This window comes from Dulcicalothrix desertica PCC 7102, assembly GCF_003991905.1.
In the GTDB taxonomy this organism is placed as follows: Bacteria; Cyanobacteriota; Cyanobacteriia; order Cyanobacteriales; family Nostocaceae; genus Dulcicalothrix; species Dulcicalothrix desertica.
In genome coordinates this window covers 217,339-238,012 of sequence record NZ_RSCL01000016.1, presented here as the reverse complement: position 1 = coordinate 238,012, position 20,674 = coordinate 217,339, and the positions used below count along the sequence as shown (strand labels likewise).

At 40.7% G+C, this 20,674-nt stretch carries 22 protein-coding genes and 2 pseudogenes; 17 read left to right on the top strand and 7 right to left on the bottom strand.

Annotated elements, in window-relative coordinates; genetic code table 11:
- The first annotated feature begins 62 nt into the window (after positions 1-62).
- The 3 genes from DSM106972_RS30820 to DSM106972_RS30810 all read left to right on the top strand — a co-directional run bounded on the left by DSM106972_RS30820 (position 63) and on the right by DSM106972_RS30810 (position 4,261).
- A complete protein-coding gene (locus DSM106972_RS30820) occupies positions 63-2,117 on the top strand; it encodes a ribonuclease catalytic domain-containing protein (RefSeq protein ID WP_127084262.1) in 2,055 nt (684 codons plus the stop codon).
- Between the two features lie 119 nt (positions 2,118-2,236).
- Positions 2,237-3,649 (top strand): DUF2157 domain-containing protein, encoded by a 1,413-nt coding sequence (locus DSM106972_RS30815; protein WP_127084261.1) that lies wholly within the window; start codon positions 2,237-2,239, stop codon positions 3,647-3,649.
- Positions 3,650-3,655: 6 nt separating this feature from the next.
- On the top strand, positions 3,656-4,261 hold the full coding sequence (locus DSM106972_RS30810) for a GDYXXLXY domain-containing protein (RefSeq protein WP_127084260.1): 606 nt from the start codon (positions 3,656-3,658) through the stop codon (positions 4,259-4,261).
- 92 nt (positions 4,262-4,353) lie between these two features.
- Here DSM106972_RS30810 and DSM106972_RS30805 read toward each other — a convergent pair whose 3' ends face one another.
- Complete coding sequence (locus DSM106972_RS30805) at positions 4,354-5,973, bottom strand: DUF2079 domain-containing protein (RefSeq protein WP_127084259.1); 1,620 nt, start codon at positions 5,971-5,973, stop codon at positions 4,354-4,356.
- Positions 5,974-6,213: 240 nt separating this feature from the next.
- Entirely contained in the window at positions 6,214-7,566 is a 1,353-nt protein-coding gene (gene aroA, locus DSM106972_RS30800) for a 3-phosphoshikimate 1-carboxyvinyltransferase (RefSeq protein WP_127084258.1), read from the bottom strand.
- 208 nt (positions 7,567-7,774) lie between these two features.
- Here aroA and DSM106972_RS30795 point away from each other — a divergent pair, with 208 nt between their 5' ends.
- Positions 7,775-8,278 (top strand): hypothetical protein, encoded by a 504-nt coding sequence (locus DSM106972_RS30795; protein ID WP_026092952.1) that lies wholly within the window; start codon positions 7,775-7,777, stop codon positions 8,276-8,278.
- Between the two features lie 137 nt (positions 8,279-8,415).
- On the opposite strand, the gene DSM106972_RS30790 is transcribed toward DSM106972_RS30795, so the two are convergent.
- Together DSM106972_RS30790 and DSM106972_RS30785 are read right to left on the bottom strand one after the other, a co-directional pair.
- A complete protein-coding gene (locus DSM106972_RS30790; protein WP_127084309.1) occupies positions 8,416-8,994 on the bottom strand; it encodes a thioredoxin family protein in 579 nt (192 codons plus the stop codon).
- A gap of 135 nt (positions 8,995-9,129) precedes the next feature.
- Positions 9,130-9,345 (bottom strand): CAB/ELIP/HLIP family chlorophyll-binding protein, encoded by a 216-nt coding sequence (locus tag DSM106972_RS30785; protein WP_127084257.1) that lies wholly within the window; start codon positions 9,343-9,345, stop codon positions 9,130-9,132.
- Positions 9,346-9,520: 175 nt separating this feature from the next.
- Between DSM106972_RS30785 and DSM106972_RS55470 the strand changes: the two are divergent.
- Positions 9,521-10,405: pseudogene (locus tag DSM106972_RS55470) on the top strand (FAD-dependent thymidylate synthase); the annotation flags it as partial.
- Positions 10,406-10,417: 12 nt separating this feature from the next.
- Positions 10,418-10,852 (top strand): annotated as a pseudogene (gene thyX / locus DSM106972_RS55465) (FAD-dependent thymidylate synthase); the annotation flags it as partial.
- 91 nt (positions 10,853-10,943) lie between these two features.
- On the opposite strand, the gene dcd reads toward thyX, so the two are convergent.
- Together dcd and DSM106972_RS30770 are read right to left on the bottom strand one after the other, a co-directional pair.
- On the bottom strand, positions 10,944-11,513 hold the full coding sequence (dcd, locus tag DSM106972_RS30775; RefSeq protein WP_222596594.1) for a dCTP deaminase: 570 nt from the start codon (positions 11,511-11,513) through the stop codon (positions 10,944-10,946).
- 63 nt (positions 11,514-11,576) lie between these two features.
- Positions 11,577-12,113, bottom strand: a complete 537-nt coding sequence (locus DSM106972_RS30770) for a P-loop NTPase family protein (protein WP_127084254.1) — start codon at positions 12,111-12,113, stop codon at positions 11,577-11,579.
- Between the two features lie 343 nt (positions 12,114-12,456).
- Between DSM106972_RS30770 and DSM106972_RS30765 the strand changes: the two genes are divergently transcribed.
- The 6 genes from DSM106972_RS30765 to DSM106972_RS30740 all read left to right on the top strand — a co-directional run bounded on the left by DSM106972_RS30765 (position 12,457) and on the right by DSM106972_RS30740 (position 16,915).
- Complete coding sequence (locus tag DSM106972_RS30765; protein WP_127084253.1) at positions 12,457-13,005, top strand: adenylate kinase family protein; 549 nt, start codon at positions 12,457-12,459, stop codon at positions 13,003-13,005.
- A gap of 98 nt (positions 13,006-13,103) precedes the next feature.
- On the top strand, positions 13,104-13,823 hold the full coding sequence (gene rph / locus DSM106972_RS30760; protein WP_127084252.1) for a ribonuclease PH: 720 nt from the start codon (positions 13,104-13,106) through the stop codon (positions 13,821-13,823).
- A 74-nt stretch (positions 13,824-13,897) separates the two neighbouring features.
- Entirely contained in the window at positions 13,898-14,629 is a 732-nt protein-coding gene (gene pgl, locus DSM106972_RS30755) for a 6-phosphogluconolactonase (RefSeq protein ID WP_127084251.1), read from the top strand.
- Between the two features lie 190 nt (positions 14,630-14,819).
- A complete protein-coding gene (locus DSM106972_RS30750) occupies positions 14,820-15,761 on the top strand; it encodes a double zinc ribbon and FHA domain-containing protein (RefSeq protein WP_127084250.1) in 942 nt (313 codons plus the stop codon).
- Positions 15,762-15,775: 14 nt separating this feature from the next.
- Entirely contained in the window at positions 15,776-16,099 is a 324-nt protein-coding gene (locus DSM106972_RS30745) for an FHA domain-containing protein (RefSeq protein WP_127084249.1), read from the top strand.
- A 72-nt stretch (positions 16,100-16,171) separates the two neighbouring features.
- Positions 16,172-16,915 carry a M50 family metallopeptidase gene (locus DSM106972_RS30740; RefSeq protein WP_127084248.1) on the top strand — a complete coding sequence of 248 codons (744 nt, stop codon included), beginning with the start codon at positions 16,172-16,174 and terminating at the stop codon, positions 16,913-16,915.
- Between the two features lie 78 nt (positions 16,916-16,993).
- Here the strand turns inward: DSM106972_RS30740 and DSM106972_RS30735 are convergent, their stop codons facing one another.
- Positions 16,994-17,668, bottom strand: coding sequence for a hypothetical protein (locus tag DSM106972_RS30735; RefSeq protein ID WP_127084247.1), 675 nt, complete (start codon positions 17,666-17,668; stop codon positions 16,994-16,996).
- Between the two features lie 266 nt (positions 17,669-17,934).
- On the opposite strand from DSM106972_RS30735, the gene bchB reads away from it, so the two are divergent.
- From bchB to DSM106972_RS30715, 5 genes are all read left to right on the top strand, one after another.
- Entirely contained in the window at positions 17,935-19,461 is a 1,527-nt protein-coding gene (gene bchB / locus DSM106972_RS30730) for a ferredoxin:protochlorophyllide reductase (ATP-dependent) subunit B (RefSeq protein ID WP_127084246.1), read from the top strand.
- Between the two features lie 14 nt (positions 19,462-19,475).
- Complete coding sequence (locus tag DSM106972_RS30725; RefSeq protein ID WP_127084245.1) at positions 19,476-19,685, top strand: hypothetical protein; 210 nt, start codon at positions 19,476-19,478, stop codon at positions 19,683-19,685.
- Between the two features lie 19 nt (positions 19,686-19,704).
- Positions 19,705-19,875 carry an immunity protein CdiI family protein gene (locus DSM106972_RS55460; protein WP_325052229.1) on the top strand — a complete coding sequence of 57 codons (171 nt, stop codon included), beginning with the start codon at positions 19,705-19,707 and terminating at the stop codon, positions 19,873-19,875.
- A complete protein-coding gene (locus tag DSM106972_RS55455) occupies positions 19,853-20,077 on the top strand; it encodes an immunity protein CdiI family protein (RefSeq protein WP_325052228.1) in 225 nt (74 codons plus the stop codon). The genes DSM106972_RS55460 and DSM106972_RS55455 overlap by 23 nt, the downstream gene beginning before the upstream one ends.
- Positions 20,078-20,176: 99 nt before the next feature.
- Positions 20,177-20,524 carry an immunity protein CdiI family protein gene (locus DSM106972_RS30715; RefSeq protein ID WP_127084244.1) on the top strand — a complete coding sequence of 116 codons (348 nt, stop codon included), beginning with the start codon at positions 20,177-20,179 and terminating at the stop codon, positions 20,522-20,524.
- The last annotated feature ends 150 nt before the right edge of the window (positions 20,525-20,674 follow it).

Here is a 20,674-nt window from a genome sequence, read left to right as displayed (position 1 = left end):
CTATATAATCCAAAAATCCAATCTAAAATCTTAAAATCTAAAATCTAAAATTTATAAGGCTTGTGGAGAAGGGGACGCTAGTAGAATTTCGGGTTGGAGCAGAACGACGTCTGGGGGTGGTTGACCGACCAGATGGTAAAACCCGTGTTTTTGTAATCGACGAACGAGGTCAACCCCACAGCCTTGCCCCTCGGCAAATTACTTATACAGTGACTGGGGAAACTTTTCAACCGTCACAAATACCAAAGTTTTTACAAGAAGTTAATGGTTACTTAGACCCATCAAGTCTTGAGGTCGCTTGGGAACTACTCGTTGAAGATGGCGAAGTTGTTACCCCTCTTCAAATGGCGGAACTGCTGTTTTCAGAATCTTTACCTTCTCAATGTTATGCTGCTTATTGGTTATTGTCGGACGACAAAACTTACTTTAAGCAGAAAGGAGATGCCTATGAACCTCGAACTACTACACAGGTAGCAGAGCGTAAGCATCAATTGGAAGTAGAAGCTCTCAAAGTTAGAGGACAGCAAGAATTTTTAGACCGAGTTGATAAAGCACTTAACAAAGAACCTGTTGAGTGGCAGCGACATGACCGTCATCGTATTGAAGCTTTAGAAAAATACGCAGCGCTACTTGCTGACACTACTAAAGCAGGTGTAACTTATGAAACTGTTGCGCGCGCTTATCCTCCTAGTGCGCCAGTATTAGAAACAATGAATTTATTGGGGCGCCCTGCTACACCCCAAGCAGCTTTTCAACTTCTTATCGACCTAGGTTTATGGAGTCCCCATGAGAACCTATTTTTGCGTCGTTCGTCAATTCCAATCCAGTTCCCTACAAAGGTAATAGAAGTGGCGCAGCAGCGTTTGGATTTTATCCCACCAGATAAAGATATCGACCGTCTGAATTTAACGCATCTGAAGGTGTACACCATTGATGATGAGAGTACCACCGAGATTGATGATGGTTTGAGTTGGGAACGATTACCAGACGGACGTGAACGTGTTTGGGTTCACATTGCTGACCCAACACGCTGGTTGATGCCAGAAGATGAGTTAGATTTAGAAGCACGCAGGCGTGGCAGCACCGTATATTTACCTACGGGGATGGTGCCAATGTTCCCCGAATTATTAGCCACTGGACCAATGAGTTTGGTTCAAGGTAGAGAATGTTGCGCTTTGAGCTTTGGAATTATTTTGGATGAAGCAGGCGCCGTTGTAGATTACTGTATTCACGCTAGCTTGATTAAGCCAACATATCGTCTTACCTACGAAGATGTTGACGAAATGTTGCAATTAGGCGTTCAAGCAGAACCGGAAATTAAAGACATAGCTGATGCAGCAGAGAAACGCAAAGCATGGCGTTATGCTCAAGGGGCAATAAGTATTAATATGCCCGAAGCGATGATTAAAGTGAAAGGAGATGAAGTTAGCATCGATTTATTAGATGATTCTCCCTCGCGTCGGCTTGTTGCTGAAATGATGATTGTTGCTGGGGAAGTAGCCGCTCGATATGGAAAAGAAAATAATATACCTTTACCTTTCCGTGGTCAGCCTCAGCCAGAATTACCACCAGAAGAAGAATTAATATTATTGCCTGCGGGGTTTGTGCGCGCTTGTGCAATGCGTCGGTGTATGCCTAAAAGTGAAATGAGTATTACCCCAGTTCGTCACGCAGGTCTAGGTTTAGATACTTACACACAAGCAACTTCTCCAATTCGCCGTTATAGTGATTTACTTACCCACTTCCAATTAAAAGCGCATTTACGCGGGGAAGTATTGCCTTTCACCGCAGACCAGCTTAGAGAAGTAATGATAATGGTGACTACAATTACTCAAGAAGTCACAATGGTAGAGCGGCAAACCAATCGCTACTGGGCACTTGAGTATTTACGCCGTAACCCAGATGAAATTTGGGAAGTTACTGTATTAATGTGGTTACGCGAAGATAGCGGTTTAGCACTGATTTTAATTGAAGATTTAGGTCTACAGTTACCAATGTTCTTCAAGCGTCCAGTGACTTTGGGAGAAGAGTTACTTGTCAAGGTTAGCTTATCTGACCCACAAAAAGACGTAATTCAATTCCAAGAAATTATCTATCAAGAAGCAGCAGCAAATTAATTTATAAATTCAACTAACAATTTAAACTGTCACATTACAGCTTGGTTAAAAATCTAGCAGGCTTCATACTGTCAAATATAAGCTGTTAAATTTTTCAACAGCGTTGGAGTGAAGCTAGCATGATTGATAATTTTAAGCGTAAGTTGCGTGCGGAAGCGCAGCTTTGGCGTGATGAAGGGTTGATTGACGAGCATTTACACGAACAACTTGCTACCAGGTATGAATTTAATAATCTCGAAGCTGAGGGACGCGACAGTTTCGTTTTTATACTAATTGGTTTAGGCGCCGTATTACTTGCTTTGGGTGTAATTACCTTTGTAGCTGCTAATTGGCAAGTTTTATCGCGCGAAATCAAATTAGTATTATTACTAACTTTATTTTTAGCTACCAATATTTCTGGTTTCTACTTGTGGCGCCAACCGTTGCCCACTTCTATTACAGCAAGAAGAACCCAACGACGCAAGCGTACATTCGGGACAGGTTTGATACTTTTGGGTAACTTGCTAATAGGCGCCAATATGGGACTACTAGCGCAAATGTTCCACATTGGTGGTTCTCCATATCAGCTTTATTTAGCTTGGGGTTTAGCCGTTGTACTGATGGCGTGTAGCTTACATATCACAACGCTTGCCGTACTTGCCCTAATACTATTACAAATTGGTTACTGGACAGGACTTTCCGAAGTCTACTATTGGGAAAAATATCAAAGTTGGGGACATGTAATGATACGACACATGCCCCTGATTTTAGCTATGGTATTTGTACCTTTGGCTTATTTATGCCGTTCACGATGGATTTTTAGATTAAGTGTAATTGCGATAGTTATAAACTTACAATTTAATCTACGTTCATTTGACTTAATCTATTCAAATATACCGTTTTGGGCTGGATTAGCTGCACTAGCCATACCACCTGCATTATTGTGGAGTTACAGCGACTCTCCATTTTCTTTCTTAAATTCAAACTCACCACGATTTCAACCAACCGCACGCACGTTAACTTTTGTATTTTTTGCTATCAATTTCTATATCTACTCCTTCCGCTGGCAATGGGAGTCCAATTATCAAGCTAATGCCTCTAACTCTATACAAGCTTGGTTCCCTGTAATCGATGTAGTTATTTTTACGCTCATTGCAATATGCCAGTGGTGGAACTTATTACGTCCTAGACAAAATACTCGAATTGAAGCTACTAATATTTTTGTTGGCTGCTTCATTCTTTTAAGTAGTACAGTTATTGTTTTACATCACTTCCGCGTTATAGCTCCTGCAATTTCTATTTTTACTTTCAATCTGCTTTTAGCTGTATTAGCTTGTTGTTTAATTAAGGAAGCACTGGAATTAGGAAAAAGAGGCGCCTATTGGGGTGGAATTATATTACTAACATTGCAAATTATTAGCCGCATGTTAGAGTACGATACTCAATTACTATTTAAATCATTTGTATTTATTTTATGTGGTGTCGCAGTAATTGGCGCCGGAATTTGGTTTGAACGTCGCACAAGCAATATTACACAAAACCCCAATCCGTAACACATTATGAAAATTTGGCGATTTGCAGTACCCCTTCTTATCCAAACAGCCTTTATCCTCTCCATCCCAGCACAAGCAGTATACACTCACATAACAGGTAAAACGGTAGTATTACAAACCTTACCAGTAGACCCCTACGACCTACTACGTGGTTATTCACAAACCCTTAGTTACGATATTTCCCGTCAAGACAATTTAAAGAAACTTCCAGGTTGGGATGAAGTAGTTAAAAAAGCACCTGGTCAAGACAAAAAATATGCTCCAATTGCCCAAAACACAACTATTTACTTAACATTGCAAGAGCAAAAACTATCACAACAAGCGGCGCCTTCACCCTGGAAACCTATACGTATTAGTACAGAAAAACCTACATCATTGGCGCCGAACCAAGTAGCCATTAAAGGCTTTTCTCAATACAACTCAGTCAATTACAACCTAGAAACCTACTACCTACCCGAAGACCAACGAGACAAAATCAACAAAGATATAACTCAAGCGCAACAAGTAAAACCAGGACAACCACAACCTTTTGTAGTAGAAGCAAAAGTTGATACCCAAGGTAACGCAATTCCACTTAGCTTGTGGGTAAAAAATCGTAATTACCGCTTTTAACTATGAGCAAAGTTCCATCAGAGATATCAAGCCACGTCACGTTGAAAGATGAAAAATTTTGTAACAAGAAATTAACTATCCGTTACATCCGTTCATAATCCGTTGCCACTAACCACTTCTGACTTCTTACGAAAATTCAACCAAGCGCTAGTTGCTTGGGGATTGGAGATAGTGGATTTTTTAAGTAGAATCACTCCCGAAGCAAAACCAATTATTCCATATTGTTGATTATTAGTAACCTCGTCGATGAATTGGAAAAAATCTTCTAATAATGGGCGTTTTTTTGCGATTTGATATTTTTGGCGCCTCCAAATGTCAGCAATGATGTACTCTACTGTAATGGTTTGTCGTGCGTCGTTGATTAATCGTAATTCTGATAAACGGACGATTTCTCGACGGTTGGATAGTTTGGGAATAAGTTCAGTAGTAGCTGATACACTAGCGTTTGCGGGTATTTGCTTAAGCAAAGGTTGGAACTGATGGATGTGATTCCATTGTTCTGGAATTGATATGTATACTAATGGGCTAATTGAATCTGGGATTAGAAAATAAAAAACGCTGTTTTGATTTCCTAATATTGATACTATTAATGATAAAATAATGCAAGTTTTCCACAAGCGCCGAATTTTGGCTTGTTTATATAAATTTTGCCTTGTTGACCACCAAATAATTGCTCCGTAGAATATGCCTGGTACAACAGGCATGGCGTAGCGAATCGAAATTTTTAAAGCGTTACTCGCTCGCTGCAAAAATAAGTAAAGTAAAGGAAAACCTGCGGTTGCCCAAGTAGCACTTGATAAAGCTGGTATTATGCCTAAAGCTAAACTATGAACAACTATATAGCCCAATTTACTTGGAAAACCACGAAATAGTTCTCCTAATAATCGCATTGGGTTAGTTAAAATAGCCAAAATTATATCTACTGTAGATGCTTCTGCATTTGTAGTAAATTGCCCAAATCTTTCTATTGTCATTCTTCGAGCAACATCAGCAGAAAATTGTGGCATGATATATTGGGTGACTAGCAGTATATAACCAATACTAAGAAAACATATTACTAAACCCATACGGGGAAAGCGTCTGCTCACAAGCATATAAAAACCAATACTAAATAAGGATATCCCTACATCTTGGCGAACTGCGAGTAGTAAAATGGCACATATAAAAAATAACCGCCATTTCTGCTTTTCCATTGCCAATAAGACAGCAAATAGTAATAACGGCGCCGCGCTGATATCATGAAAGTTGGCTAAGATGGGAGCGTTTACAGTGGTTGTACAATAAAAGCTTACCGTTATCATTGCTGCGAGCATTGGTTGTAAATAGTGTCGCGCTAATGCGTATAATACTAAGCCCGCAATTGTTACAAATAAAACTTGTAAAATAATTAATGTTTCATTGCAAGGAAATACTGCATAAATTGGCATCCATAGTACAAAAATCGGATTAAAATGTTGTCCGAAATGACTGTAAAATACTTCAGGCGCCTTTTGAGCATGAACGACGTTGGTTGAAAGTGTTGATGATAGTGAACTTTCAAAGAAATTCCCGTGAACGCTGTTCCAAAATAATTGATTAAATAATCCTTGGTCAAATGAAGCGTAATAACTCCAGTAACGGTGTAAGTTTAATATTGAACAAATTATGAAAAATGTGAGTGCTGCACCACTGGCTAAACGTAAACCAGGATTATTATGCAATTTGGGTAACATTTTTATCACTGTATTTGTGACGTTATACTCAAAACGGGTTAGAACTTTACTTTTAAACAAAGTCAAGATTTTTTAGATGCTTCGTTCCTCAGCATGACATAAGTCCATATTTTACCCGTTTGCAGTATAAATTTTGGAGTATAAATGATGAAAGACGTTGTAACAATAAACGAATTATCCGTTACATTAATTATCCGTTACATTAATTATCCGTTACATCCGTTCATAATCCGTTGCCAGTTAGCTGACTATGATTTTTTGCAGGGTATTCGTAAAGTCAGGGTACGAAATACTTGCAGCTTCCGCACGGTTTACTGTTGTAGTTCCTTTGGCGTTGAGTGCAGCTATTGCTAAACTCATGGCGATGCGGTGGTCTGTATGACTATCTACATCTGACCCTGTTAATGGTGTTCCACCAGTTATTTCCATACCGTCGGGAAGTTCTGTAACTTTGGCGCCCATTTTAGTTAATTGCTGTGCCATTACAGCGATACGGTCGCTTTCTTTGACTCGCAGTTCTTCCGCGTCTTTTATTATTGTTGTACCTTCAGCAAATACGGCTGCTACTGCTAAAATTGGAATTTCGTCAATCAACCGAGGAATTATATCTCCTGAGATAGTACAACTCTTTAATTTACTAGTACGCACGCGCAAATCGGCTACTGGTTCCCCTGCCACTTCACGTTGGTTTTGTAACTCAATGTCGGCGCCCATCATTTCTAATGCTTCTAATACTCCTGTACGAGTTGGATTCACACCGACGTTTTCAATTACCAATTCGGAATTAGGAACAATGGCTCCAGCGACGAGCCAAAAAGCCGCTGAACTAATATCACCTGGTACAATTACGTTTTGACCATGTAGCGATTTTCCGCCTGTGACAGTTACACTTTTAGAATCAGGGTCAACTTCTAAGTCGGCGCCGAAGGCACGTAACATCCGTTCGCTGTGGTCACGCGAGATTGCGGGTTCAGTAACGGTTGTTTTGCCATCTGTCATTAATCCAGCTAATAAAATGCAGGATTTGACTTGGGCACTGGCAATTGGCGAATGATAGTGAATTGGTTTGAGTACCTTTCCTTGTATAGCCAGGGGAGCAAGCGAATTATCTTTTCGTCCCCAAATTTGCGCCTCCATTTGTTGCAAAGGTTTAACAACGCGCGACATGGGACGTACACGTAGTGAGCTATCGCCAGTAACAGTAAAAAATCGGGCTGGGTGCGAAGCTAGAATGCCCAGCATCAATCGTAACGTCGTACCTGAGTTGCCAGCATTGAGAATATCAATGGGTTCAAGCAAGTTACCAAGCCCAATACCTGTTACTGTTACCATCTCACTATTAAGCGGAGAAATTTTTGCCCCCATCGCTTGAAAGCAACTCGCAGTGCTGCGAGGGTCTTCTCCGAGAAGTAAACCTTGAATTTTCGTTTCTCCTTGTGCCAAAGCACCCAACATTAGGGCACGATGAGATATAGACTTATCACCTGGTACGAGTATGCGACCCTGTAAGGAGATACCAGAACTTATCTGGTTAATAACTAAAGAAAGCGAAACGTCTTCTTTTGTTTCTACGGTTATAACAGAAGGCGACATTAGGATAAACTGGCGTGTGACTGCGAACATTATCCTACCGCTTTCTATGGTCGGGCTGCTCTATCTCGCTTGAATTTATTTTTGCTTTAGTTTTACGGTTGTTTTGCATTGCCCATTTTATCAGGATGCTCGCTCTTATCAGGTATTGACCACTAGTCCGTGTTTTGTTTTTTTTCTTAATTGGAACTTAATTGCCGGTATCGCTCCCATGCTGACACACCAACGCAAGCCCGTATGCCTGTCGCTCATTTCTACAGACCTTCCCGTGTGGTCTGTCGTCGAAACTGCGGCAACATTGTATCAAAAAGACAGCGATAGATTCCATCTACTCTTGACGGCGCCGCACCAAAAAAATAGTGAATCTGTTCGCCGAACGCACGAGGAAATGTATCCAAGCTGTAACATTCCTACCCCTGGTAGTCCTAGAATTATATGGCTGGAAATATCGCCTTATCGCGTCACTATGACAATGCAAGGAAATGCACAGCTGAGTTACCGCCACTTCTGGGAACAGGGTGTGTGTGGTGTAAGTAGGTATTGGCTACCCAGCGAATCATTTCAACCTCATGAACCAATTCGTCTCCGTAATTACACTCGTAGTCTTATTCTTAACGGACATCCGTTACCCGAACATTTACGAGTTGAGTATGAATTATGGTCGGGGAAAGTTCAATTAGGGACTTATATTTTAAATTTGGAGATTAAACATTAGTAAAAGGTGTGATTATCACCCTTGTACTAATGGATGACCAATTCAGGTAATGGTTAGTAGTTTTATTTGTGAGTGAGGAATTATTTCAGTTAAATGTCTGTACTACTAACTATTTCCTAATTTACATTTACCCAACATTACCCAAAGTAATTTGGCTCGTTACCTGGTTTCCATTTTATGTTGCATCCTATGCTTGGTTTTTGATCCCCGATAACTTCTTTGCCTGTTAAGACTGAATCTATCGCCGCGCGCAAGTCTTTTCCTGTTACTGCTTCACCATTACTGGGGCGACTATCATCTAATTGCCCACGGTAAATTAATTTATGTTTTGCATCAAATAAAAAGTAATCTGGTGTACACGCAGCCGTATAAGCTTTTGCCACTTCTTGATTTTCATCGTAACAAACTGGATATTTGAAATCTAATTCCATTGCCATTGCTTTTAAAGATTCAGGCGCATCATCAGGATATTTTTCTGCATCATTAGCACTAATCGCTACAATACCCAAATCAGTATTTAAATAATCTTTGCCTAAAAGAGCCAGTTCGCCTTTGATATGCTTTACAAATGGACAATGTTGACATATAAACATTACCAGCAACGGCTTCCCTTCATAATTAGATAGTGAGATAGTTTTTCCTGATACTACATCTGGTAGTGAAAATTCAGGCGCCTGTGTACCAAGATTTACCATTGTAGATGCTGTCAAAGCCATATAAAAACCTTTTTGTGTAGTGCCTAAAACCATAATAAACCCGCTCCAACACATCGACATGTAGGAGCGGGTTTATTAAATATCGTCGAATCACAATTACTACGACTATTTTTACTTAGTTAAATACTTTCACATTTAGAGATTTTGCAAGAAACCAAAAATACCGTGTCCAGTAAATACTTCCAACGCAATCAACGAAATAAAACCAATCATCGCTAAACGACCATTGAGTAATTCAGCATAAGGAGTGAAACCAGTACGGTCGCCTTGTTCATCTACATATACCTTTGGCTCAAGAGCAAAATTGTTCATTTTACCCTGTTCGTCTACGATAGCACCTTTGTATGTCATGGGATTTTCCTAAATATTTATTACTGGATTTGTAAACAATTGTAAACGCAATATTAATTTATGTAAAGAGTGTTAAGCAATTTTGTTAAATATGTATCCTGAAGCGTTGCATTATATGATGACTCTCTGGGCTACACAGCCTTCATATTGTAGAAACTTACCGTAAGTCCCGCTCATGGATCGATTCCGCGTAGAGGTTTTAGCCAAAACCCCAAATCCCCAACAGGTCATTTACGCTGCAATGCACCAAGACTACACAGAAGCGTTCGTGTACGACGAGCGTGATACATTTCCTAGCGAAGAAGCTTGTGGAGAGTTGATAATCAAACGCTTGCTAGCTGGTGACAGAGGACATTTTGGGCCAATGGAGCATCCACAGATAGTTTTTAACTGTGGTTATTTTCCTCACAGTGTTATGCAGCAGGCACGTACTCACAGAGTCGGTGTATCATTTGATGTTCAGTGTTTGGCAGCAAATACAGAAATTACTTTTGTTGATTGCAATAACCAAACTAATCGGAAATTAAGGAAAACGATTGGCGAACTATACGAACTCTGGACTAATGGAGAGCAACCAGGTAAATATAGACGTGACTGTAAACAGCGAATTCGTAATATGCGCTTGCGCGTTTTAAATGAAGAATCAGGGTTTTTTGAAGCTGGACATATAAAAGATGTTATGTGTAGCGGAATTCAGCCTATTTACCGAGTTACGTTGGAAGATGGCAAGACTTTAGACTGCACTGTAAATCATCGTTTATTTACATCTGAAGGATGGAAAACAATGGGGGACTCCGTTGGATTAGTCACTGATAACGATGGTCGTGTCATTCGTATGACTGAGCAGTGTTATGTAATGTGTAATGGAGTAATAACATACGAGAATGCTCTTTACAAAAATAAAGCTTGCTTAGAATCCCAAATTTTAAATGAGTTATCTGTACAAAAAACTTTAAAAACGCATCCTGTCAAGATAAAAAATGTTGAGTATTTAGGCGAACAAATGACTTATGACTTGGAAGTTGAGGGTGCGTGGCATAATTTTGTTGCCAACAGTATAGTTGTCCACAACTCATTTCGCTATACAGGTAATCAATTTATTGACGTACTCGAAGGTAAGAAAGAAGTGGAAGATGTTTTTTACTTACGTCCAGTTGGATATTATAGCGACCGTCAAGGTAAAAAATATTACTACTCGCCTGAAAAAAGAGAGGCGGATTTACAGTGGTGTTTAGAAGCCGCAAAGCGATATAAAGCTGATTTTGAATCTGGAATGTCTGAGGAACACGCACGTGGAAAGGTTCCGTTTGATTATCGACAGCACTTTGTCGTTAGTTTTAATTTACGTTCGCTTCTGCATTTTCTTGATTTGCGTTACAAAAAAGACGCGCAGCTAGAAATTCAGAAGTTGTGTGAAATGATGTTTCCTCATCTTGAAGAATGGGCGCCTGCAATTGCAACATGGTATAAGTCTACTCGACTAGGTAAAGGAAGATTGGCGCCTTAAAAAAGTTATGAGTTAAAAGTGCTGAGTGCTGAGTATAGTTAGGAGTTAGGAATGACCACTCAGCACTCAGCACTCAGCACTCAGCACTCAATTAGACTTTTGCTAAGGTAACTTTTTCGGCTTGGTCTTGGTATTTACCTTGTCGAGCATCGTAACTAATTGCACAAGGTTCTCCTTCTAGGAATAATAGCTGTACTACACCTTCGGATGCGTAGATACGGCAATCAGCGCTTGAAGAGTTGGAAAATTCCAAAGTTAGATGACCACGCCAAGCAGCTTCTGCTGGTGTTAAGTTGGCAATAATTCCACAGCGTGCATAAGTAGATTTACCGATACAAATTACTGTGATGTAATCTGGAACTTGTAATTTTTCTAGGGCTACGCCTAAACCGTATGAGTGAGCAGGAAGTATAAAGTAACTTCCTGTTTCATCTGTATGAAGTTGGGTAGATTCTAAGTTTTGTGGGTTAAAGTTTTTGGGGTCTATTACGGTTCCGGGAATATGACGGAAAATGCGGAACTCTACAGGAGATAAGCGGATATCGTAACCGTAAGAAGATAGTCCGTAGCTAATAACGTGACGTGGTGATGATGCATCATCGTATTTTAACTGACGAATTAAGCTTGGTTCAAAGGGAGATATCATTCCCTGTTGAGCCATTTGTTGAATCCAAATGTCGTTTTTAATCACGGTGTTAATGGGGGAGCGGATTTATAAAATACTTTACGGTCTGTGACTACAGCGAATTTCTGTTATCTGGTCTGCTATGTCCAAAATGGATTTGGGCATTTCTGGACCTGTGAGAATGATATCTATGTTGGGAGGGCGCCTTGCCAAAAAGCTTAATACATCAGCTTCGGGTATTAAGCCAAGATTTATTGCCAAGCTTAACTCATCTAGTACAACGAGAGAATACTTAAGAGAAGATACTACTTTTTGTGTATGTTGCCACAATTCCTGTAGCGATTCGTTTTCGCTGTCTTCAAGATGGGGTGTATCAATACATCGCGGTAAATCACAACGAATCCAATCTAGTTTTTGCCCTAGCTTTACTGGTTTAGAGCACCCTTGATGAATACCACCTTTAAGAAATTGCACTACTAGTACAGGAGTTCCTTGACCTGCTATTCTAAGTGCTTCTGCCATAACTGTGGTAAAAAAGTTACGATGCGATGTAGTAAAAACTTGTATTAAACCCTCAACTGTATATGGTAATCTTAGAGTCTGATTTGTGCTTGGGGTTTCTAACTGAACAACCATAATTTAATGTTTAAAAAGGAACAATGAGTTTGAGAGAATTTGCGGATGTTGAATTTGAATCTTTTTTTCTCTATAGCCAGGATTTTTTTTAATTTAGTGTGGGCAAGTAAGTGGCATTCCTAGTCAATCATTTGGTTTGCCTTTAAGTCAAGTGGAATTAAAATTTATATTTACACGCTTACTCACATTAGATGTCGTAAAAATGAGAACCAGCATTCACGATACAGAAATTGATTCAAAAATCAAAGCCTTGGGAGCAGTCTATCTATGTTACATTTGCCGTTTGTTTGGGCACAACAAATTTAGACAGTTTTATTTTTGACTACATTAGGAGTGTTTTGTCGTGAGACTAGTGATTTTAGGAGGTTCAGGTTCAGGGAAGAGTACGCAAGCTCAAAGTCTTTGTACGCACTTTGATATTTGTCTGATTTCCACGGGTGAGGTTTTACGTGAAGCTGTAGCAAGTTCATTAAAGTTAGGTTGTCTTGCAATGCCTTATATAAAGCTTGGTGAGCTTGTCCCTGACGAATTGATGATTGAGTTTGTTCGTGTACGTTTTAAAAATATAGATGTCGAACGTGGGTGGATATTAGAAGGTTATCCTCGTACTGCTTTCCAAGCTGAGGAGTTAGATTTTTTACTCGATGAATTAAGACAAAAGCTGTCGTTTGCTGTATACTTACAAGTCTCTGAAGCTGTAATGGTAAGTCGTTCTCTGGGACGTTCTTTACCCGACGACCATCCAGAGATTGTTCAACGTCGCGTTGAGTTGTTCTATGACCGGACTATTCCAATTTTAGAGTATTACGACCGCAGGCGCCGTTTAATTACAGTTAATGGCGACCAGCCACCTAATAAAGTCCTTGAAGATATAATTTCACTTATCGGTTGATGTCTTACCTCAGTTATATAAAATCAATTAGATTAATTTAACAGTATTGCATAAAGGGAATGTATCCTCTTTTATTATAAATTTGAGGCAATTTACATATGTGGCAGCGTCCCGATGGTCGGCAACCCTTTGAACTGCGGAAAGTCAGCTTTCAGCAAAACTTTACTCGCTATGCTGCTGGTTCTGTACTTGCATCTTGCGGCGAAACCAAGGTTCTATGCACGGCAAGTATAAGTAATGGTGTTCCTAGGTTTCTTGAAGGAACAGGTAAAGGCTGGCTGACTGCTGAGTATCGAATGCTACCATCGGCTACGCAACAGCGACATGAACGCGAATTTTTAAAGTTATCGGGACGGACACAAGAGATTCAAAGATTGATTGGTCGTTCGCTACGAGCGACAATTGATTTTGAGGCATTGGGCGAACGGACGATAACTGTTGATGCTGATGTTTTACAAGCTGATGCAGGAACGCGAACAACAGCCATAACTGGTGGTTTTATAGCTGTCGCTGGCGCCTTAAATAAATTACTGCAACAAGGTGTGTTAGAACGCTCTGCGTTAGTAGGACAAGTCGCGGCAGTATCAGTGGGATTGTTAGAAGGCGAACCTTTTTTAGATTTGAACTACGTTGAAGATGTCGCGGCAACAGTAGACTTTAATGTGGTGATGAATCAAAATCTTGGAATTATCGAAGTTCAGGGAACTGCTGAAGAAGGAAGTTTTAGCCGAACTCAGTTAAATCAGTTAATGGATTTTGCCGAAAAGGGCATTACACAGCTATTAACAGCACAGCGGGATACAATTCTCGTTAATTAAATATAAGTGATCACAAAGGAAAGCGAATATTTTCGCTATTGTAATTGCTGATAAGTCAGCAACGTGGTGATGACATGAATCGGAAAGTAGAAGTTTTGCCTGATTTGCCTGCACTAATTGAACGCTCGCTGTCTATAATCTTGTCGAAGCTCTCTGAAGCTATCGAAGCACGCGGACAGTTTACAATTGCTTTATCGGGAGGTAGTACGCCTAAACCATTATATGAGGCGATTGCCGCTCAAAATCTACCTTGGGAGAAAATACACGTGTTTTGGGGTGATGAACGTTACGTTCCACCTAACCATCCAGATAGTAATGAACTGATGGCACGTCAAGCGTGGTTGAACAAAGTTAATATTCCCCCACAAAATATTCACGCGATGCCAACTCTTGATGGCAACCCAGCAGTATCAGCAGCAAAACACGAAAAAGAACTCCAAGAATTCTTTCAAGTCAAAGCCTTAGAATTCCCAGCATTGGATGTAATTTTACTTGGTATGGGTGACGATGCTCATACGGCTTCATTGTTCCCTCATACCGATGCTTTAAAAGTTACTGATAAGCTTGTTACCGTTGGTAATAAAGGAGATAGTCAGCGCATAACTTTCACATACCCATTTATTAACGCGGCTCGGTGCGTTATGTTTGTAGTGGCTGGTGCTAATAAAAAACCATCTTTAGCGCAAGTGTTTGCACCTGCTGCTGACAACTTTACTTACCCATCTCGCTTGATTAAACCGCAAGGAGAGCTTTTGTGGCTGTTAGATGCGGCTGCGGGTGACGAGTTAGCGGCTGCGTCTGTATAACAGATAATATGGCAGATAAAGGTATGGGTATACTTTCAGTATATCTAAAAACCCAAAACTGAAACACGCTTATTCTTTTGTGCTGCTAGCAACTAACTTGTCTTGCGCCAAAGTAAATAATTAAAAGTGAGAGCAAATTCTTTGCTTTTTACAATAACCATTAGATGACCTAGAACAAAGGCTTATCTCCATGATCGTCTGCCCTAACTGTAATCACCCTAACCCAGACGGTGCCGTTCAGTGTGAAGCTTGCTACACCCCATTACCAGCTACAGTTAGCTGTCCAAGCTGTGGGGCAACCGTGCAGGCAGATGCATCGTTCTGCGGTCAGTGCGGCTTTAATTTGCGGGCTGCTGCTGTTGGTACTCCTTATCCCACGGTAGCACCACCTACAGTTGCCTTTGAAACACCTGTAGAAGTGCCACAAGAAGTTCCACCACCTGAAACAGTAGTACCACAACCAATTGTGGTGACGGCGCCTCCTGCTCCGCTTTTAGTTCCAGACCCAGAACCTCTTCCACCGACAGCTGTCGTTGTCAATGAAAGACCACAATACACACCTGCTCCTGCAAATTTTCCTGCACCTACCGTTACAGCTCCGCCAATTGCAACTTCGCCACCAATCGTTGTACCACCCCCAACTATAGTGCCGGAACCAGAGCCTGTAGCACCACGGGAACCAGAGCCTGTAGCACCACCGGAACCAGAGCCTGTAGCATTTATTCCTGAACCTGTTACACAAGCGGAACCAGAGACTCCGGCGCCTGCACCATCGCCAGCTAGAACCCAGCTACAGCAAATAACCTCACGGCTTGTTCACGTGCAGTCGGAACAAACCATAGAACTACCGCAAAATATTCCGGTAATTCATATTGGTAAACCGAATGACCGTATCCCGCCAGATATCGATGTATCGGGTTTCTCGAACTCGGAAATTGTCTCGCGGATTCACGCCGATATTCGCGTCGAAGCTGACGCATACTATATAGAAGATGTAGGTAGTTCAAACGGCACTTACATTAATAACTTACCATTGCTACCCGGCAATAGACACAGGCTTCGACCAGGCGACCGCATTGGTTTAGGCAAGGGTGATTTGGTAACATTTCTGTTTCAAACAGTAGAAATTTAATACCAATTCGGCGCGTGATAACACTTACCCTCATACACCCACTAGAATCTCTTCCACCTCAAAGTTGGACTTTTGAGGGCGAATCTATAATCCGTATTGGACGAGCGAGCGATAATCATGTTGTTCTTTATAGTGCTGTGGTTTCTCGCCACCACGTAGAAGTACGACGTGTAACTCCCGGTTGGGAAATCGTAAGTCTGGGAGCAAATGGAACATATATAAATGGCGAGAAAATTTTGCAATCCGGAGTCAGCGATGGAGTTATTTTTCGTTTAGCACGCTCTGGTCCGCAAATTCAGATTCATTTGGAAACAAATACATTGGCGCCAATCAACTAGATATTTGGGCAACATCCCACAAACCCAGTTCAGTCTAGTTACGATAGAGTCAAGTGTATAAGTGGATGTAGTATGAGCGAACAGTGGAAATATAACGAACCTTTGCTCGCAAAAGAGGAGGCCCCAGCGGTTATAAACCGCATGGGGCTTAAATGGTTGATAGCAGCAGCCATTGCAACAGCGGTGCTATGGCAAATTCCTGGTGGTGACTATATTCTTTATCCGTTTACAATTTTGGCAACTTGGTTTCACGAAATGGCGCATGGTTTAACAGCAGCGCTACTGGGAGGAAATTTTGAGCAGTTACAAATATTCTCTAACGGTTCTGGGGTTGCTACATTTTCATTTCCCTCATCTTGGGATCCTATACGTCGCGCACTAGTTGCTGCCGCAGGACCAATGGGACCACCAATAGCAGGCGCCGGTTTAATTATCGCATCACGCAGCTTTAAAACAGCATCATTAAGTTTAAAAATATTAGGAATAAGTCTATTAATATCAACCTTAATATGGGTTCGTTCACCCTTTGGATTTGTATTAATACCCTTACTTGGTGTAACAATTCTGGCGGTTGGACTCAAAGCTAGTCGTTGGGTACAAGGTTTTGCCGTGCAATTTCTAGGAGTCCAAGCCTGCATAAGTACTTATCACCAATTAGATTATTTATTTAGTTATACAGCAGGACCATTAGGACTTTCTGATACCGCCCAAATTCAACAGCAATTACTGTTACCATACTGGGTTTGGGGCGCCGGAATGGCAGTTGCATCATTAATTATCTTGATACAAAGCCTGCGCGTAGCCTACCGCACATGATGCCCAACCCCCGTCGTAATAATCACTTCAGTGATTACCATAATCACTAAAGTGATTAGTACGAGTGATTATTACGAATTAATCAAAAAACACAATCATTTGCCTAACATTAACACCCAAACGGTTCAAACTAGGATTACTCGAAGACAATGTAACACCGTCACCTGAAATTGCTAGCGACTCTTTCTCATACTTCTGAGCAAGCTTTTCATCTACACTCATCCGCAAAACAAGTTTAGCCTGATAATTCGCTATTTTAGTCCCCTGAAGTTGTGGAATACCACCATAATCCCAACCCAAGCCACTCATTTTAAACTTACCTATTTTTTGCTGCAACTGACTAACAGTAGTTCCCACTCCAATACCTTCAGGAGTCTTCCACTGTGAGTCATATACCATGACACCTCTAACTTGAGTACGGGTTTTATCTTTCCAAAGAACAGTCAACCCTCTATCTTTACCCAAATTTATTACCGTACCGGGAAACTCTGCTTCCCCACCAAAAAATCTTGTTGTCTCATCCTTTAGCTTAGAGGCGCCAAATAACTTTACCAAATCCGCACGCTTCGTTTTTCTAGTAATGGCGCCTACCTGCTTACCAGGAATAATAGTGTTTTTTGTTACTTTACTTGCTTGAGCAGTAATCACAGGCTGTTTTTTTTGAGGCAGTATTGCATTAGCCGCAAACCCTGAAATGCTTGTAATAGCTAGTAGACTCAATGTAGCGATAGCAATTTTAGAATTGAGAAACATGATGTATATACGTATTTATAAGGTATGTTAATTCTAAAAATAGCTACACGCAGTTATACAATCATTTCGGACAACTACTGGCAACGGATAAGAGCGGATGTAACGGATGGTTTATTTTGTTTATAACTTAGAGCTACATCTGTTACATCCGTTTATGATCTGTTGCCAGCAAATAATAACTTTCATTTCTCTAAGGCATAAAGGCGCCAAAAGTTTTGCGACAATCAAAAACGTTAATAAAAAAGAAATGCTAAGGGAGAACATATATGAAGTTGGCTTATTGGATGTACGCAGGCCCTGCTCATATTGGTACGCTACGAATAGCCAGTTCTTTTAAAAACGTTCATGCCATAATGCACGCTCCTTTAGGGGATGATTATTTTAACGTAATGCGCTCGATGCTAGAGAGAGAGCGAAATTTTACCCCAGTTACAGCGAGTGTTGTAGACCGTCATGTATTAGCACGGGGTTCACAAGAAAAGGTGGTAGATAACATCACCCGTAAAGACCAAGAAGAACACCCCGACTTAATTATTTTGACTCCTACCTGTACATCGAGCATTTTGCAAGAAGATTTACAAAACTTTGTAGAACGCGCGCAACTCGATGCCAAAGGTGACGTGATGCTAGCGGACGTTAACCACTACCGCGTCAACGAGTTACAAGCAGCAGACCGAACATTACAACAAATCGTCCAGTTTTACATTGAAAAAGCACGTAAAAAAGGTGAGTTACCAGAAGGTAAAACCGAAAAACCCTCAGTTAACATCATTGGTATTTCCACTTTAGGGTTTCATAACCAGCACGACTGCACCGAGTTAAAGCGGTTAATGGCTGACTTAGGTATCGAAGTTAATGCTGTAATACCAGAAGGCGCCTCAGTTCACGAGTTAAAAAATTTACCCCGTGCATGGTTTAATTTGTGTCCATACCGCGAACTCGGTTTAGCAACAGCGAAGTATCTCGAAGAACAATTTGGAACACCATGTGTAGATATTACGCCGATGGGTGTAGTAGAAACAGCGCGTTGTATCCGAAAAATTCAGCAAGTTATCAACGCGAGTGGCGCCAATGTTGATTATGAAGAGTTTATTAATAATCAAACATTGTATGTATCACAAGCTGCTTGGTTCTCGCGTTCCATCGACTGCCAAAACTTAACTGGTAAAAAAGCTGTAGTGTTTGGTGACTCTACCCACGCAGCAGCAATGACCAAGATTTTATCGCGCGAAATGGGAATTCACGTTGTTTGGGCAGGTACTTATTGTAAATATGATGCTGACTGGTTCCGTGAACAAGTTAGTGAATATTGTGATGAAGTAATAATAACCGAAGACCACGGCGCCATTGGAGATGCGATAGCGCGCGTTGAACCTTCAGCTATATTCGGCACACAAATGGAACGTCACGTTGGTAAACGGTTAGATATTCCTTGTGGTGTAATAGCGGCGCCTATCCATATTCAGAATTTCCCAATAGGTTACAAACCATTCATGGGTTACGAAGGAACAAACCAAGTAGCCGACTTAGTATATAACTCCTTTACTTTGGGAATGGAAGACCACCTATTAGAAATATTTGGTGGACACGACACTAAAGAAGTTATTACCAAAGGAATCTCCGCCGAATCTGACTTAAACTGGACAAAAGACGGTTTAGCAGAACTCAACAAAATACCAGGTTTTGTACGCGGTAAAGTGAAGCGTAACACAGAAAAATTTGCGCGCGAACGCGGTATTGGCAACATTAGCGCAGAAGTTCTTTACGCAGCGAAAGAAGCAGTAGGCGCGTAGCACATCTGTCTCAGATGTGCAGTCCAAAAGGCGAGACGCAAACCAACCGATATTTTTTACCACAGAGACACAGTAGAGACGCGATTAATCGCGTCTCTACAGAGACAATATTAGGAAAGAGATTTGTAGGTTGGGTTACGCGACGCGGCAACCCAACATCAGCAAGCAATATCTTGGGTTTCGGTCAAGCGTTGCCAACCTATACAGATTTAATAGAACTTTAGGTAATACGGTAAAGTAGCTATGGCAAAAAAAATTAAGCTAATGGCTGATTATGGATGCTATCCACTCTGGTGGACAAATTCTACTCAGGCTGGTGACATTGACCCAAGCAGCCTGCCCTTAAGTAATGCTACTGTCGAACGTTTGGAAAAATGGGCAGATATTTACGATGCGCGCATTAAATCAAGATGACCCAGCCGCATCCTATTTTCCTAGTTTAGAAGCTTCTTCAGCTTTTGAAGAAGAAGGAATTAGTTTATGGAAGCAGCTACAAAAAGAACTGGCGCCAGATTATGAAGTTGTATATTTTAGTAACAGATTACATAAAGTTGTAGCCAATTTAGCTGAAGCGCGAAGCTCTACGATAATAGCTCCGTTCAGTTATATAGTTTGAACCAATCATTGAACTTGATTTATTAGCAGCAAAGGGGAACTGTAGGACGTAGGCACTCAATAACAGGGTAAATGCTAGAATTTTTTTGATTGGATTTATATGCCTAGAAAAATTAAGCTAATGACAGATTATGGATGTGATCCATTATGGTGGGATGATGATGAAGTGGGAGATATAGAGCCTGAAAGTTTACCTTTGAGTAATAATACAATTGAACGTTTACATAAATGGGCAAAGGCTTATGATGCTACCTTAAATTGGGAAGACCCTACTGACTCTCCAGGTTTTCCTAGTTTAGAAGCTAAAGTTGCTTTTGAAAAAGAAGGAATTAGTTTATGGAAGCAACTGCAAACAGAACTGGCGCCTGATTATCAGGTTGTATATTTTAGTGACAGACTATTTAGAATTATTACAAATTTAGGTGAGTTAAAAGCCTTGCAGCAATAACATTCTTGTTTATAACCTCAGTAACTGGTCAAGAATAAACCAACAGATATTTAGAATTTAAAGTTCAATCAAAGTTTTTATTAATATTCAGTGACGCTAGTACAAATGATAAGCTCAACGAGTTATATTTAGTTTGTATTAATATAGTTC

What these genes read in the sequence shown, in the direction of transcription:
- DSM106972_RS55460 (WP_325052229.1), top strand. Translation starts at nt 19,705, where the DNA reads ATGGCAAAAAAAATTAAGCTAATGGCTGATTATGGATGCTATCCACTC.
- rph (WP_127084252.1), top strand. Translation starts at nt 13,104, where the DNA reads ATGTGGCAGCGTCCCGATGGTCGGCAACCCTTTGAACTGCGGAAAGTC.
- DSM106972_RS30735 (WP_127084247.1), bottom strand. Translation starts at nt 17,668, where the DNA reads ATGTTTCTCAATTCTAAAATTGCTATCGCTACATTGAGTCTACTAGCT.
- DSM106972_RS30815 (WP_127084261.1), top strand. Translation starts at nt 2,237, where the DNA reads ATGATTGATAATTTTAAGCGTAAGTTGCGTGCGGAAGCGCAGCTTTGG.
- DSM106972_RS30750 (WP_127084250.1), top strand. Translation starts at nt 14,820, where the DNA reads ATGATCGTCTGCCCTAACTGTAATCACCCTAACCCAGACGGTGCCGTT.
- bchB (WP_127084246.1), top strand. Translation starts at nt 17,935, where the DNA reads ATGAAGTTGGCTTATTGGATGTACGCAGGCCCTGCTCATATTGGTACG.
- DSM106972_RS30715 (WP_127084244.1), top strand. Translation starts at nt 20,177, where the DNA reads ATGCCTAGAAAAATTAAGCTAATGACAGATTATGGATGTGATCCATTA.
- DSM106972_RS30810 (WP_127084260.1), top strand. Translation starts at nt 3,656, where the DNA reads ATGAAAATTTGGCGATTTGCAGTACCCCTTCTTATCCAAACAGCCTTT.
- DSM106972_RS55455 (WP_325052228.1), top strand. Translation starts at nt 19,853, where the DNA reads ATGCGCGCATTAAATCAAGATGACCCAGCCGCATCCTATTTTCCTAGT.
- DSM106972_RS30790 (WP_127084309.1), bottom strand. Translation starts at nt 8,994, where the DNA reads ATGGCTTTGACAGCATCTACAATGGTAAATCTTGGTACACAGGCGCCT.
- DSM106972_RS30740 (WP_127084248.1), top strand. Translation starts at nt 16,172, where the DNA reads ATGAGCGAACAGTGGAAATATAACGAACCTTTGCTCGCAAAAGAGGAG.
- DSM106972_RS30770 (WP_127084254.1), bottom strand. Translation starts at nt 12,113, where the DNA reads ATGGTTGTTCAGTTAGAAACCCCAAGCACAAATCAGACTCTAAGATTA.
- DSM106972_RS30725 (WP_127084245.1), top strand. Translation starts at nt 19,476, where the DNA reads ATGTGCAGTCCAAAAGGCGAGACGCAAACCAACCGATATTTTTTACCA.
- DSM106972_RS30795 (WP_026092952.1), top strand. Translation starts at nt 7,775, where the DNA reads ATGCTGACACACCAACGCAAGCCCGTATGCCTGTCGCTCATTTCTACA.
- DSM106972_RS30805 (WP_127084259.1), bottom strand. Translation starts at nt 5,973, where the DNA reads ATGTTACCCAAATTGCATAATAATCCTGGTTTACGTTTAGCCAGTGGT.
- aroA (WP_127084258.1), bottom strand. Translation starts at nt 7,566, where the DNA reads ATGTCGCCTTCTGTTATAACCGTAGAAACAAAAGAAGACGTTTCGCTT.
- dcd (WP_222596594.1), bottom strand. Translation starts at nt 11,513, where the DNA reads ATGGCTCAACAGGGAATGATATCTCCCTTTGAACCAAGCTTAATTCGT.
- pgl (WP_127084251.1), top strand. Translation starts at nt 13,898, where the DNA reads ATGAATCGGAAAGTAGAAGTTTTGCCTGATTTGCCTGCACTAATTGAA.
- DSM106972_RS30785 (WP_127084257.1), bottom strand. Translation starts at nt 9,345, where the DNA reads ATGACATACAAAGGTGCTATCGTAGACGAACAGGGTAAAATGAACAAT.